The 13,822-nt window shown below is 75.1% G+C and carries 9 protein-coding genes and 1 tRNA gene; 5 read left to right on the forward strand and 5 right to left on the reverse strand.

From position 1 onward, the window contains the following. The first annotated feature begins 68 nt into the window (after positions 1 to 68). Entirely contained in the window at positions 69 to 1,562 is a 1,494-nt protein-coding gene (locus ABD223_RS23090) for a twin-arginine translocation signal domain-containing protein (RefSeq protein WP_344038486.1), read from the forward strand. Here ABD223_RS23090 and ABD223_RS23095 read toward each other — a convergent pair. From ABD223_RS23095 to ABD223_RS23110, 4 genes are all read right to left on the reverse strand, one after another. Continuing rightward, positions 1,553 to 2,707, reverse strand: coding sequence for a class I SAM-dependent methyltransferase (locus ABD223_RS23095; RefSeq protein WP_344038487.1), 1,155 nt, complete (start codon positions 2,705 to 2,707; stop codon positions 1,553 to 1,555). The two genes, ABD223_RS23090 and ABD223_RS23095, sit on opposite strands and share 10 nt — an antisense overlap. A 362-nt stretch (positions 2,708 to 3,069) precedes the next feature. Continuing rightward, entirely contained in the window at positions 3,070 to 3,357 is a 288-nt protein-coding gene (locus tag ABD223_RS23100; RefSeq protein WP_344038489.1) for a hypothetical protein, read from the reverse strand. A gap of 29 nt (positions 3,358 to 3,386) precedes the next feature. Further along, the gene (locus ABD223_RS23105) at positions 3,387 to 4,922 is read right to left on the reverse strand and encodes an extracellular solute-binding protein (RefSeq protein ID WP_344038491.1); all 1,536 of its coding nucleotides are present in this window, start codon (positions 4,920 to 4,922) and stop codon (positions 3,387 to 3,389) included. Between the two features lie 121 nt (positions 4,923 to 5,043). Next, a complete protein-coding gene (locus tag ABD223_RS23110) occupies positions 5,044 to 8,304 on the reverse strand; it encodes a GH92 family glycosyl hydrolase (RefSeq protein WP_344038493.1) in 3,261 nt (1,086 codons plus the stop codon). A 157-nt stretch (positions 8,305 to 8,461) separates the two neighbouring features. On the opposite strand from ABD223_RS23110, the gene ABD223_RS23115 reads away from it, so the two are divergent. Continuing rightward, complete coding sequence (locus ABD223_RS23115; protein ID WP_344038495.1) at positions 8,462 to 9,394, forward strand: S1 family peptidase; 933 nt, start codon at positions 8,462 to 8,464, stop codon at positions 9,392 to 9,394. 25 nt (positions 9,395 to 9,419) lie between these two features. Here ABD223_RS23115 and selD read toward each other — a convergent pair whose 3' ends face one another. Then, the gene (gene selD / locus ABD223_RS23120; protein ID WP_380645888.1) at positions 9,420 to 10,424 is read right to left on the reverse strand and encodes a selenide, water dikinase SelD; all 1,005 of its coding nucleotides are present in this window, start codon (positions 10,422 to 10,424) and stop codon (positions 9,420 to 9,422) included. Between the two features lie 63 nt (positions 10,425 to 10,487). Here selD and ABD223_RS23125 point away from each other — a divergent pair. The 3 genes from ABD223_RS23125 (at position 10,488) to ABD223_RS23135 (ending at position 13,815) form a co-directional block, all read left to right on the forward strand. Further along, positions 10,488 to 10,582: transfer RNA gene (locus ABD223_RS23125), tRNA-Sec, on the forward strand. 108 nt (positions 10,583 to 10,690) lie between these two features. Beyond that, complete coding sequence (selA, locus tag ABD223_RS23130; protein WP_344038541.1) at positions 10,691 to 11,968, forward strand: L-seryl-tRNA(Sec) selenium transferase; 1,278 nt, start codon at positions 10,691 to 10,693, stop codon at positions 11,966 to 11,968. Continuing rightward, positions 11,965 to 13,815 carry a SelB domain-containing protein gene (locus tag ABD223_RS23135; RefSeq protein ID WP_344038498.1) on the forward strand — a complete coding sequence of 617 codons (1,851 nt, stop codon included), beginning with the start codon at positions 11,965 to 11,967 and terminating at the stop codon, positions 13,813 to 13,815. The genes selA and ABD223_RS23135 overlap by 4 nt, the downstream gene beginning before the upstream one ends. The last annotated feature ends 7 nt before the right edge of the window (positions 13,816 to 13,822 follow it).

Below are 13,822 nucleotides of genomic sequence, written 5' to 3' on the forward strand. Positions count from 1 at the left end.
GGCGTTTTCCCACCGGACCGGGTAACACGTGGTTACTCGGTGACCAACGGTGGACTGGGAGGTCGGGCATGGAGCGACGGGAGCTGTTGCGCCACGTGGGCGCGGCGGGAGCGGTCGGGGCGGCGTCGGCCCTCCTCGGGCCCCTCCCCGCGAGCGCGGCCACCCCCGTGGCGACGCCGTTCGACCTGCACTTCTCGGTCGCCCACAAGTTCCGCCCGTTCGACCTGGTCGCGCCGCGCTTCGTGCAGTACGACAGCGCCGTCGACCGCCCCACGTCCACCCTCGTCACCCTGGTCGGCACCGGGGCGCGACCCCGGGCGCCGTTCGCGTCGGTGCTGGTGGAGGTGGTGGGGGTGGACGGGCCGGGCGCCGTGGTCGCCGGGCTCGCGGGCGGCGGCACGTCGGTGCTCGGCGTGGTCGACCCCGCCGCCGGCCGGGCCTCGATCGAGGTCACCGCGGGCGGCGCCACGACCGTGGTCGCGTCCGCGCCCGTGCAGGTCCGCGGCGCGTTCCGGGTCGGCGTGGTCGTCAACGAGAACGCCGTCACGGTGCTGGTGGACACCACCGGCACGGGCACCGGCTGGCAGCCGGTGGTCACCGCGCGCGACGCCGTGCGGGCGCTGGTCGACCTGCGGGTCCCCGCAGTCCTCGGCGCGCTGGAGTACGCCTACGGCGGGCGCGGCGACGGGTCGGTGCGGCTCGGCCGGGTGCGGGCCGGGTACTTCGGCCAGGCCGGGGTCCGCGACCCGCACGTGGTGCAGCACGCGGACGGCCGGCCGTTCACCCGCGGCGGCAAGCTCTACCTGACCATGACCAACGCCGGCCTCGGGTTCTTCCAGCAGGCGCACTGGGCGGTGTGGACCCTCGACCTGGCCGACCCGACGAAGCTGGAGCAGGTCGCCGTCCTGTTCTTCGAGCGCGACGGCGTGGTGCTCGGCGACCACGCCGGCCACATCGTGTACGACGACCGCACCGGCCGGTTCATCCTGCTGATGAGCTCGTGGGGCGACTTCGACTTCCGCGGCGTGCACATCCGCCACGCCACGACCACCGCCGACGTCCTGCGCGGCGTCCACGTGCTGCGCACCGAGCGGGTGCCGCTGCCGACCGCGGTCAGCTCGTGGGACCCGGCGCTGACCAGGATCGACGGCCGGTGGCACTTGGCGTTCGTGGAGAGCGAGGCGCAGCAGCCCGCGTTCGTGTTCCACCCGGCGCTCGCGGTCGGGCCGCGCGGCGCGGACTACGCCGAGTCGCTGGAGCTGGTCGGGGCCGACCGGACCGTGGACCAGACCGAGGGCACGATCATCCAGCGCGTCGGCCGCGACTGGTACGTGTTCGCCAGTGACGGCGACGCGCGCGAATACCCCGTCTACGACCTGTCGATGCGCAAGCTCGGCACCCTGGACGCGCCCTACGGCACCAACATCCCGCACCCGGTGCTGCTGCCCGTCGGCCGCGAGTGGTGGCTGCTCACCTTCGACGGCACGCAGTACGCCGAACCCGTCCTCGGCTACGGCGGGCACGGCGACTTCATCGTGATGCGCCACCGACCTCAGCGGTGATCGGCGGGCAGCTCCAGGGTCCACCGGTAGGCCTGGAGCAGGTCGCTGTCGAAACCCAGCGCGGACGCCCACAGGAACAGCCGGAACCGGCGGTGCAGCGCCGCGCCCCACCGCTCGACCACCTCGTCCCTCGCGGCGTCGAGCCGGCGCGCCCACTCCCGGCAGGTCAGGAAGTAGTTGTGCCGCTCGTCGTGCAGCTCCACGAGCCGGAACGGCGAGCGGGCCACGTGCGCCAGGTAGCGGTGCAGCAGCAGGGGTGTCGAGCGCCCCGGGTACACCAGCCTGGTCATGAACGTGGACAGCCGGTGGCGCGAGCGCATCGCGAACGCGTCCAGGTACACCCGGCCGCCCGGCCGCAGCAGTGCCGCGTACCGGCGCAGCGACCGGCCGTAGTCGGGCAGGTGCTCGGTCACGCCCATGTTGACGACCGCGTCGAACCGCCGACCGGGCCGGTACTCGTGGAAGTGCTTGCGCACCACCGAGACCGGCAGGTCCTCGCGCGCCACCAGGGCCTTGAGGTACCGCTCCGACTCGGCCGCGAGGGTGAGCGCGGTGACCTCGACGCCGCGCCGGCCGGCGTGCTCCAGGAACGCGCCCCAGCCGCCGCCGACCTCCAGCACGTGCGCGTCCGGCGGCAGGTCCAGCGACGCCAGCGCGACGTCCAGCTTCCGGGTCACGGCGTCTTCGAGGGGCTCGTCGTCGCGGGCGAACGAACCCTGCGTGTAGCACCGGTGCCGCCGGTCGAGGAAGGTCAGGAAGAAGTCGCTCTCCCGGTCGTAGTGGGCGGAGATCGTCCTGCGGTCGTCCGCCTCACCCGCGCCGAGGAGGCTCGGCGCGAACTTCCCCAACCACACCACCGGGTGAAAGTCGCGGAAGAACCCGCGCATCGCCAGCGCGGACACCAGGTCGCCCTCGACGTCGAGCCAACCCTCCAGGTAGGCGATGGCGACCCGGAACTGGTCCAGCGAGGCCAGCGCCTCCTCGCCGCGGTGGTCGCGCGCCACGAGCGTGAAGCGGGGCTCGCCCGGCCCGACCTCGAAGGTCCGGCCGGAGGCGACCCGCACCGCGAAGGAGGCCGCCGGGCGCTTGGCGCGGTAGTCGCGGTGGCGACGGGCGATCGGCCTGATGGTGGCGACGTCGTTCACGGGGACCCCTCACGTGTGCCGGAGGCAGCGGGCGGCACGGCCGGCGCCACGCACGAGGAGCACGACGCGGTGCCCGGCCGCGACGGTCCGATCCTCGCCGATCGACGCCGTTCCGGCTCGCGGTGGCGGGCGCCGCCCCACCGCCGCCGGACGGCGCGGGGCGCTCCACCGGTGGCACGACCGGGCGCGGCGCCGAGCCGCGCTGACCCTAGGTCGTGCGCGGTCGTCGCCGCGTTAGCCGGAGGGCGGTAATACGTTCGAGTGATGTGACGGGTCGGGGTCCGCTCGGGGGAGCCGCCGGGTCGGTCGCCCGGCGGCCCGTCCAGTGGCCCGGAGGCCGGGTCAGTGGCCCGGTGGTCCGGTCAGTCGTCGGAGTCGCGGCGCTCGAACGCGGTGTCCGGGGCGGACTCGGGGATCTCGGTGCGCACGTCGGAGTCGCGCAGCACCTCGCGGGCCTGCGCCTCCGGGTCGGCGCTGCCCGCCGACCGCTCCTCGGGCAGCAGGGTGGCCCGCGTCCCCGCCCGCTCGTCCACGCCGTTGCGCCGGTCGAAGACCTCGGGTCGGTCCAGGTCGTGGTCCCGCCGGAGGCGGGCCTCCTCCTCGGCGGGCAGCTCGGTGGCGCCCAGGTCCAGCGGCTCTCGTTCGGTCACCCCCCTGGCGTACCCGGTGCGCGACCGGTTCACCCCTCCGGGCAATCACCCATCAGCTTCTCGGCGGTCTCGTCCGACACCTCGTCGTCCTCGTCCAGCACGTCCTTGACGCCGTCGCGGAAATCCCGGCTCCACTCGGTGTAGCACCGGATCGCGGGTCGCGGCCGGGCGTCCCGGAGGGCGTCGCGGACGCTGCTGAACTGCTCGCCCCCGAGCCGCTCGTACACCGAGTCGCGGGTCGGCGCGAACCCGCCGATCTCCGACAGGATCAGCTGGCTCTGCGCGCTGGTCAGGAACTCGATCAGCGCCTGCGCGGCGCGGGGCGCGTCGTTCTTGGCCGAGATCGCCAGGTTCTGCCCGCCCAGCACGCTCGGCGTGGGCGGTGGGGCGGCCCGGAAGGCGATGCCCGCCTCGTCCAGCTCCCGCTGCCGGCTGGTCAGCTGCTCGTGCGCCACCGCCCAGTTCCGCATGTAGAGCGCGCGCCCGTCGATGAACTGCTCCACGGCCTCCTCGGAGTTCGCGTCCTCGGGCTCGGGGTCGCCGGGGAACAGGGCGGGGTCCTGCACCGCGGTGTTGAGCTTCCGCAGCCCCGAGTGGTCCTTGTCGTCGAAGCGCGCCTGCCTGCCGTCCGTGGTGGGGCTGACGCGGCCGTCCTCCTGCACCACGGCGCCGTTCGCCGCCCAGACGGCCTCCAGCGAGGTGATGGTCGCCATCTCGCCGGCCATCTGGAACGCGTGGAGCGGCGTCGGCGCGGTGCGCGGGCCGGGGCCGGAGTGGTCGTCCCAGCTGGTCGGCGCGTCGACGCCGGGGACGTCGGTGCGGTAGTAGATCAGCCCGACGTCGGTGTTGAGCGGCAGGGCCCACAGCTCGCCGTCGTCCCCCTCGCCGGTGCTCCGCACCTTGTCCACGAAGTCGTCCAGGTCGCGGTCCGGCAGCCGGGACCGGTCCAGCGGGCGGATGTAGCGGTCTTCGATGAACCGCGTCATCCACACCACGTCGAGCAGGTAGACGTCGGCCTCGTGCCGACCGCCCTCCTTCGCGTCGTTGACCATGTGCTCGAACTGCTCTTCGGCCTCGCCCACCGCTGTCACGAACCTGGCCGGATTGGCGGGGTGGGTCGCGTTCCACAGGTCCAGCAGCGTCCTGCGCGGGTCATCCGGGCTCACGTCCTCTCCCGCCATGATGACCAGTTCGCCGGGCTCCAGCCCTTCGGCGGGCACCAGGAAGTAGCTGCCCGCGGCCAGGGCGACGACCACGACGGGGATCCCGATCCGGTTCCGCGGGCCGTTCAGGACGGCCGTGAACTGCGAGGCCGCCTTGGCGACCGGGCCGTCCCACCGCCAGAGGTCGCCGACCACCTTCGGCACGGCGTTGATCAGCACACCGGACAGGACCAGCATCACCGCGGTCGCCGCCAGGTAGACGACCCCGTCGGGCCGCCACCACGAGGTCACGTTCGCGACCAGCACCGCGGACAGCGAGGCGACCACGACGGTGACGAGCAGGAACAGGATTATGAGCGCAACTCGATAAGGGGGCCGCCGTTGGCCCGTCGAATCCGACATACCACCCCCCGGTTGGTGTGATCCCATGGATAACACTGGCCGGGGGGTGTGTCAAACAACGGCAACCCCCCATTCCGGTGAATTACTCAGGCCGTAAAATTGCGGAATTGAAGAATGCCGGTCAGGAATTCCCCTCCGCGGCGATCGCGAACACGTGCAGGCCGTCGTCGGTGGGCAGGGTGACCGAGCGCAGCACCTTGCCCTCCGGCGCGGTGAAGGTCTTCGTGGCGAAGATGTGCGTGGCCACCTCCTCGGCGCCGCCACCGCTCTGGTTGCGGTACGGCGTGGTCGCGACCACCGCGTTGCCGTAGGCGGGCGCGCTGCCGCCGCCGCCCAGCGTCCAGTCGCTGAAACCCAGCTCGACCCGGGCCGTGCCGCCGTCGGTGAACGTCACCGTCGCGGCGCCGGCCCGCGCGCCGTTGGTGGCCGCGCCGATGAAGGCCAGCCGGGTCCCGGTGACGTCCAGGCGCTGCCCGTCGGCCACCGCGTTGTCCGGCCGCCCGGCGGGCGAGTCGGGCCAGCGGAAGGTCAGGCCGTCCACCGCGCCCGTGCCGCCGGGCGCGAGGCCCGCCGCGGCGAGCGCCTGCTTCGAGTAGCTGTACCCGCCGCCGTCGAAGTCGCCGTCACCGGTCTCGTCGTCGGAGGTGCCGGTGTTGTCGACCGCGGCCAGCATGCTGCCCTCCGGGGCCACCTTCACCACCAGCGGCAGCTCCACCGGGTCCGCGCCCTCGACCGCGACCACCACCGACGCCGGGTGGAAGCCCTGCGGCGCGCCGGGCGCGGCGGTGATCGAGAACCCGCCCGGCACCGCGCCGGACGGCGGGTCGAACGACAGCGTCGGCGGCCCGGTGACGGTGTACGTGGCCGCCGGGTCGCCCTCGTAGAGCTTGGTGGGCACCACCCGCGCGGCCAGCGTCGCGCCGGGCGCCACCACGGGGTCGCCGGGTTCGACCTTGAGGTGGTACGGCTGGTCGTGCCGGACCGGTCGCTCGCCCTCGCGGAACGACGGCGGCGCGTCGCCGGGCGCGGAGCCCCACGCGGTGTTCGGCGACTCGCCGAGGGTGAACGCCAGTCGGCCGCCGCGCTCCACGAAGGACTCCGGCAGCCACGCCCTCGTGCTCGCCCGGCCGTTCACCTCCAGCCCCCGCACGTACATCGCCCGCGGCGACGCGCCCGGCGCGGTGATCGTGATGTCCCGGCCGCCGCCGCGGTTGATCCGCACCGAGGTGAACAGCGGGCTGCCGACCACCAGCTCGGCCCGCGACGGCACCTGCGGGTACAGCCCGATCGAGGCGAACACGAACCACGAGGACATGGCGCCCAGGTCGTCGTTGCCGGGGATGCCGCCGGGACCGGTGGTCCACAGCGAGTTCACCACCTCGCGCACGGTCCGCTGGGTCTTGTGCGGCTGACCGGTGTAGTTGTAGAGCCACGGCACGTTCAGCGAGGGCTCGTTGTCCAGCGCGGACTTCGTGCCGCCCGCCCGCGACAGCGCCCAGCTGCCGTCCTCGTGGTGGAAGAAGTCGTCCAGCCGCGCGTTCGCCCGCTCCGGGCCGCCCAGCGCGGCGACCAGGCCGGCCACGTTGTGCGGGACCATCCACGTGTACTGCGCGCTGCTGCCCTCGACGAAGCCGTGGCCGGTGTCGGGCTCGAAGTCCTCCGCCCACGTGCCGTCCTCGTCCTTGTTGCGCAGGTAGCCGCCGGTCTCGTCGGCGACCGGGTCGTAGTTGTGCTGCCACCACTGGGCGCGGTCGGCGAACTCGCGTCGGGTGCGGCGGTCGCCGACCCGCGCGGCGAGTTGGCTGATCGCGAAGTCCGCGCCGGACATCTCCAGCGTCTCCGCCGCGCCGCCCCAGGCGTTGGACACCGAGGGCATGTGGCGCAGCCGCAGGTACTTGTCCAGCGACGGCCGCTGGCCCACCGACATCACCGCCCAGCCGTCCTTGCTCAGGTCCAGCGGCGTCGGCTCCGTCGCCGCGCGCACCAGCGACGCCAGCGCCCGCCGCACGTCGAACCGCTCGCCGCCGAAGGCGAGGATCCCGGCCAGCGCCGGGGGCGACGGGTCGCCGTTCATCACGTGGGTGCCGCCGTTGGCGTGCGTCCAGCGGTCCCACACGCCGCCGTTCTGCTCGGCCTGGTTGAGCAGGGACTGCGCGATGTCCGAACCGACCCCGGGCTCCAGCAGGGTCAGCAGCTGGAGCTGCGAGCGGTACACGTCCCAGCCGGAGAACGTGCCGTACTGGACGCGCTGGGGCCGTTGCACGCGGTGCGTCCTGCCGTCCATGCCCGCGTACTCGCCGTTGACGTCGCTGAACACGTTGGGGTGCAGCAGCGAGTGGTAGAGCGCGGTGTAGAACTTCGTGCGGTCACCGTCCGAGCCGCCGCCGACCTCGATGCGCCGCAACTGCTCCTGCCACGCGCGGTAGGCGTTGTCGCGCACGTCCTCGATGGCCAGGCCGTCGTTCTCGGCGCGCAGGTTGAGCCGGGCGTTGTCCGCGCTGACGTAGGAGATGCCCACGCGCGCGTCGACCGTCGAACCCGGCGCGAAGCCCAGGTACGCGCCGGAGCCCTTGCCCAGCACGGGCCAGCCGTTCTTCCCGTAGGTGGTGCCGCCGCCCGTGGTGGTCGACCCGGGGGTGACCACGTCGTCGCGCCACGTGCCGACCTCGGTGAACGGCTGGTCGAACTCCAGGGCGAAGTGCAGCGTGTAGTAGCTGCGGCGACCCTCCTGGTTGATGTAGCCGCAGAAGTTGCCGCTGGTCACCGAGCCGGTGACGGTGCGCGCGGCCGGGTCGACGGTGGTCTCGGCGTCGCTGCTGCCCACCTGCGACTTGGAGGTGTGCACCAGCACGGTCGCCGGTTTCCCGGCGGGGAAGGTGAAGCGGGCCGCGCCGGTGCGCGTGGTCGCGGACAGCTCGGCCTTCGCGCCGGACTTCAGCGCCACGTCGTAGCGGCCGGGCTTGGCGAGTTCGTCGGCGTGGGCGAAGTCGCTCGCGTAGACCTCGTCCTTCGCGTCGGTGGTCGGGCTGGTGGTGACCGCGCCGACGTGCGGGAAGATCGGCACGTCGCCCGAGCCGCCCGCGCAGCCCGTGCCGGACATGTGGGTGAGGCTGAAACCGCGCAGGCGGGTGGCGTCGTGCCGGTAGCCGCCGGGCGCCGCGGCGCGCAGGGTGTTGCCGCGGGTGCCCTCGGGGCTGAAGGAGAACATGCCGAACGGCACGACCGCGCCGGGGAAGGTGTTCCCCTGGTTGCTGGTGCCGATGAGCGGGTCGACGTGGGCCGCGGGGTCGGGGACCACCTGCGCGGCGGGCTGCGCGGTGGCGGGTACCGCGCCGAGCGCCAGCAGGGTGGCCACGAGGGCCAGGACGCTTGTTCGCTGCATGGTCCACGACCGTACTGAGCGTGGTCGGTCAACCCCACTGCGTGAGCGATTCCTGTCGTCAACCGGACAACGCGTGCGGGTCGGCGACCGAACGCGTGCGGCTTGGCGACCAACGGGGTACCTCAACCGGGTGTTGTTCGACGGAGGGAGCCCAACCGTGACCGACGATGCCGATGCCCTGCGCGGGCCGGCCGCCGAGCTGGCGCGCGCCGTCGCGGGCGACGACGACACCCGGTTCGCCCTGGCGTTCCAGGCCCTGCTCAACCAGGCCGCGGGCTTCGCGGCGACCGACGACCCGGTGCGGCTGGCCAAGGAGTACGCCGACCGGCTCACCGGGCGCGGCGCGCCGCTGCCCGTGCCCGACCTCTACGCCGACACCGCGTACCTGGCGAACCTCCGCGAGGTGGTCGCCGACCGGGAGCGCATCGTCGGCGGGACGCCCACGTCCGACTTCCCCGACTGCGTGGCCGTCGGCAGCGCGACCGGGTGGTGCTGCTCGGGCACGCTCGTCGCGCCCGACGCCGTGGTGACCGCGGCGCACTGCGCGCGGGGCGGGTGCGGGCAGCGGGTGTTCTCGGGTGAGGACGTCCGGGCGCCGGGGCGCGTCGTCGCGGTGCGGGAGGCCGTGGTCCACCCCTCGTACGGCGCGTCCGGGCCGCACGGCGACATCGCCGTGCTGCTGCTGGCCGAACCCCTCGGCACCGCGCCCCGGGCGATCGCGCCGGCCGGTGCGCTGGGCGGCGCGTCGTTCGTCCGGCTCGTCGGGTACGGCAACACCGACTTCCAGGGCCGGACGGGGTACGGGCGCAGGCGCGAGGTGGATGTCCCGCTGGCCGGGAACCTGCCGGGGTACGGCGCGGACCCGGGCACCGAGTTCGTGGCGGGCGCGCCGAACCTCGACCGCGACAGCTGCAACGGGGACAGCGGCGGGCCGGCGTACGTGCGCGTCGGCGAGGGGTGGTTGCTGGCCGGGGCGACGTCGCGGGCCACGGACAACTCGGTTCGGCCGTGCGGGGACGGCGGGATCTACACGTTGGTCAGCTCCTATGCCGAGTGGGTGGGGTCGGTGGTGGGCGGCGGGGTGCGCTGAGGGTCGTCGCGTCGGGGAGCGGGTGTCAGCGGACGATGATCGTGTGCTCGCCCCGCGGCACCAGCTCCCCGATCACCGGCGCGCCGGGCACCTCGCCCGCGACCAGCAGCCCGCCCGAGGTCTGCGCGTCGGCCAGCAGCAGCGCCTCGTCCTCGTCGACGGCGCCCAGGTCGACGTGCGGGCGCACCCAGTCCAGGTTGCGCCGCGTGCCGCCGCTGACGTGACCGTCGCGCAACGCCTCCCGCGCACCCCCCAGGTAGGGCACGGCGGCGGAGTCGACGACCGCGGTCACGCCGCTGGCTCGCGCCAGCTTGTGCAGGTGACCGAGCAGCCCGAACCCGGTGACGTCCGTGGCGCACACCGCGCCCGCGCCCAGCGCGGCCAGCGAGGCGTCCCGGTTGAGCCGCGCCATCGTCGCCACCGCCTCCGGGAACACCTCGCCGGTCGCCTTGTGCCTGCTGTTGAGCACCCCGGTGCCCAGCGGCTTGGTCAGCGACAGCGGCACCCCCGGTCGGCCGGCGTCGTTGCGCAACAACCGGTCGGGGTCGCCGACCCCGGTCACCGCCAGCCCGTACTTGGGCTCCGCGTCGTCCACGCTGTGCCCGCCCGCCAGGTGGGCGCCGGCCTCCGCGCACACCACCAGCCCGCCGCGCAGCACCTCGGCCGCCAGTTCGAACGGGAGCACCTCGCGCGGCCACGCCAGCAGGTTGACCGCCAGCACCGGCCGGCCGCCCATGGCGTAGACGTCGGACAGCGCGTTCGCCGCGGCGATGCGCCCCCAGTCGAACGGGTCGTCCACCACGGGGGTGAAGAAGTCGGTGGTGGCGATGAGCGCCAGGCCGTCCCGGACGGTGACCACGGCCGCGTCGTCGCCGTGGTCGAGGCCGACGACCAGCTCGCCGAGCGGGTCGCGCGGCACCGCGCCGGTCAGGCCGCGCACCACCTCCTCCAGCTCGCCGGGAGGGATCTTGCACGCGCACCCGCCGCCGCGGGCGTACTGGGTCAGCCTGGGTCGAGTCACGCGGGTCAGCTTGATCGACCGACCCGCCTCGCGCACCGCGGGGGCCGCCGGCAGGATTGGGCGATGGCACGAGGAGGCGTATCCGGCCTGGTGGCCGGCGCGGTCTTCAACACCGTTGAGCGGCAGGACCTGTCGCTGGCGGGTTCGATTCCCGTCCGCCTCCGCCAGGGCGGTGCCCGGTGACCGATCGCCTGGTGGGGGCTGGGGCGGTGGCCGGCGGCCCGGCTGCCGGTGGTTCGGCTGCCGCCCGCCCGGCCGCCGACCCCAGGCGTGCGATCCCGCGCACCGACCACGTCCTGGCCGACCCGCGCCTGGCCCCCGCCGTGGCGGCCCTGGGGCGGGTCCTGGTCAAGACCGCCGTGGTGGAGGCCCAGCAGCGGGCGCGTGAGGGGTTGATCGCACCGGCCTCGGTGGTCGACGCCGTGCTCACCGCGCTGCCCTCCGGCGCGTCGTCGCTGCGGCCGGTGGTCAACGCGACCGGCGTCGTCGTGCACACGAACCTCGGGCGGGCTCCGCTGTCGGCCGCCGCGGTCGCCGCGATCACCGACGCGGCCGGCTGCACCGACGTGGAGTTCGACCTCGTCGGCGGCGAACGGGCCCGGCGCGGGCGCGGTGCGCTGGCCGCGTTGGCGGCGGCCGTGCCGGACGCGGGTGACGCGCACGTGGTCAACAACAACGCCGCCGCGCTGCTGCTGTGCGCGCTGGTCCTCGCGCCCGGTCGGGAGATCGTGGTCAGCCGCGGCGAGCTGGTGGAGATCGGCGACGGGTTCCGCATCCCCGACCTGCTGGCGTCGACCGGTTCCCGGCTGCGGGAGGTCGGCACCACCAACCGCACCCACCTGCGCGACTACGCCGACGCGATCGGTCCCGACACCGGCTTCGTCCTGCGGGTGCACCCCTCGAACTTCCGCGTCACCGGCTTCACCAGCGCGCCCGACGTCGGCGAGCTGGCCGGCCTCGGCGTGCCGCTGGTCGTGGACATCGGCTCGGGGCTGCTCGCGCCGCACCCGCTGCTGCCCGACGAGCCGGACGCGGCGGGCGCGCTGCGCGCCGGGGCCGCGGTGGTGACGGCCAGCGGCGACAAGCTGCTGGGCGGTCCGCAGGCCGGGCTGCTGCTGGGCGACGCCGACGTGGTGCGCCGGTTGCGCCGCCACCCGGCGGCCCGCGCGCTGCGCGTGGACAAGCTGACCCTGGCCGCCCTGGAGGCGACCCTCCTCGGCCCGCCACCCCCGGTCGCGCTCGCCCTGGGCGCCGACGTCGCCGACCTGCTCGCGCGGGCCCGGGACCTGGCGCGGGCACTGGCCGACCGCGGCGTGGACGCGGAGGCGACGCCCAGCGCGGCGGCCGTCGGCGGCGGGGGAGCGCCGGGCGTGGAGCTGCCGAGCGCGGCGGTGAGCCTGCCCGAGCGGTACGCGCGGGCCCTGCGCGCCGGACGGCCGCCCGTGGTGGGCCGGGTCGAGCGCGGCCGGTGCCTGCTCGACCTGCGGACCGTGGACCCGGCCGACGACGACCGGCTGCGCGAGGCCGTGCTGCGGTGCGGGGCGCCGGGGTGAGGGTGGTCGCGACCGCGGGCCACGTGGACCACGGCAAGTCCACGCTGATCCGCGCGCTGACCGGGATGGAACCGGACCGCTGGGCCGAGGAGCGCCGGCGCGGGCTGACCATCGACCTGGGTTTCGCGTGGACGCGCCTGGCCTCCGGGCCGGTGGCGTTCGTGGACGTGCCGGGTCACGAGCGGTTCACCGCCAACATGCTGGCGGGCGTGGGACCGGTGCCCGCCGCGCTGTTCGTGGTGGCCGCGGACGAGGGGTGGCGGGCGCAGTCGACCGAGCACCTGGCCGCGCTGCACGCGCTCGGGGTGCGCCACGGCCTGCTCGTGGTGACCCGCGCGGACCTGGCCGACCCCGGGCCGGCGCTGGCCGAGGCGGGCGGGCGGTTGGCGGCCACCTCGCTGGCCGGCGTGCGGTCGCTGGCGGTCAGCGGGCGCACCGGGGAGGGGCTGGCGGAGCTGCGGACCGGGCTGGACGAGGTGGCGCGGGCGCTGCCCGAACCGGACCCGGACGCCGACGTGCGGTTGTGGGTGGACCGCTCGTTCACCGTGCGCGGTGCCGGCACGGTGGTGACCGGCACGCTCGGCGCGGGCACGATCCGGGTCGGCGACGAGCTGGACCTGGGTGGGGCGCGCGTGCCGGTGCGGGGCTTGCAGGCGTTGGGCGAGCCGGTCGAGGTGGTGCGGGGCGTCGCGAGGGTCGCGGTGAACCTGCGCGGTGTGGAGCGGGACCGGGTGGGGCGTGGGGACGCGCTGCTGACCCCGGGGCAGTGGGCCGCGACCCGTGAGGTGGACGTGCGGGTGGCTGCCGCGTGGGTGGGCGAGGGTGTGGCGGGCGAGGGTGTGGCGGGTGGCGGGGCAGCGGGCGGCGGGGTGGAGGTGCGGCGTGGCGGGCGCGCGGTGGCCGGCGAGGTGGACGGGCGAGCGGCCGGCGGGGCGGGTGCGAGACCCGGCCTCTCGGGGGTGATGCCCGCCCGCCTGGTGCTGCACGTCGGTTCGGCGGCCGTGCCCGTGCACGTCCGGCCCCTGGGCCCGGACACCGCCCGGCTCGTCCTGGCGCGCCCCCTCCCGCTGCGCCCGGGTGACCGGGGCCTGCTGCGCGACCCGGGCCGCCACCGGATCACCGCCGGCCTGGTCGTCCTCGACGTGCGCCCGCCCGCGCTGACCAGGCGCGGCGCGGCCCGGCAGCGGGGCCTTGACCTGGCCGGCGACGTGGCGGCGGCCCACCTGCGGGCGCGGGGCGTGGTCGCCGCGCGCGAGCTGCGCGTGCTGGGCTTCGGCGACGTGGGCGAGCCGGTGGGCGAGTGGCGGGTCGACCCCGCTCACCGGGCCGAACTGGCGCGGCGCGTTCCCGAGGCGGTCGCCGAGTGGCGGCACGAGCACCCGTTGGACCCCGGCGTGCCGGTGGACGTGCTGGCCCGACGCCTGGGCGCGCCGCCGGAGGTCGTCGAGCGGTTGGCGCCGAACGTCGTGGCCGGCCGCGTGCCCGGCGCGTCGAACCTCCCGCCGGGCGTGGAACGGGCCGTCGCGGCGGTGGAGGCGGACCTGGCGCGCGAGCCTTTCCAGGCGCCCGACGCGGCGCGGCTCGCGGAACTCGGCCTGGGGAGCCGGGAGATCGCGGCGGCGGTGCGGGTGGGCAGGCTGCTGCGCGTGGCCGACGGCGTCGTGCTCGCCCCCGACGCGCCGCACCGCGCGGCCGACGTGCTGGCCGCGCTGCCCGCGCCGTTCACCGCCGCCCGGGCCAAGCAGGCACTGGGCACCACCCGGAGGGTGGCGGTGCCGCTGCTGGAGCTGCTGGACTCGCTGGGCCTCACCCGTCGCCTGCCGGACCACACCCGGGTGGTGCCGTAACGCCCGG

Source organism: Saccharothrix xinjiangensis (genome assembly GCF_039527585.1).
GTDB classification, from domain to species: Bacteria; Actinomycetota; Actinomycetes; order Mycobacteriales; family Pseudonocardiaceae; genus Actinosynnema; species Actinosynnema xinjiangensis.

What these genes read in the sequence shown, in the direction of transcription:
- ABD223_RS23110 (WP_344038493.1), bottom strand. Translation starts at nt 8,304, where the DNA reads ATGCAGCGAACAAGCGTCCTGGCCCTCGTGGCCACCCTGCTGGCGCTC.
- ABD223_RS23090 (WP_344038486.1), top strand. Translation starts at nt 69, where the DNA reads ATGGAGCGACGGGAGCTGTTGCGCCACGTGGGCGCGGCGGGAGCGGTC.
- ABD223_RS23105 (WP_344038491.1), bottom strand. Translation starts at nt 4,922, where the DNA reads ATGTCGGATTCGACGGGCCAACGGCGGCCCCCTTATCGAGTTGCGCTC.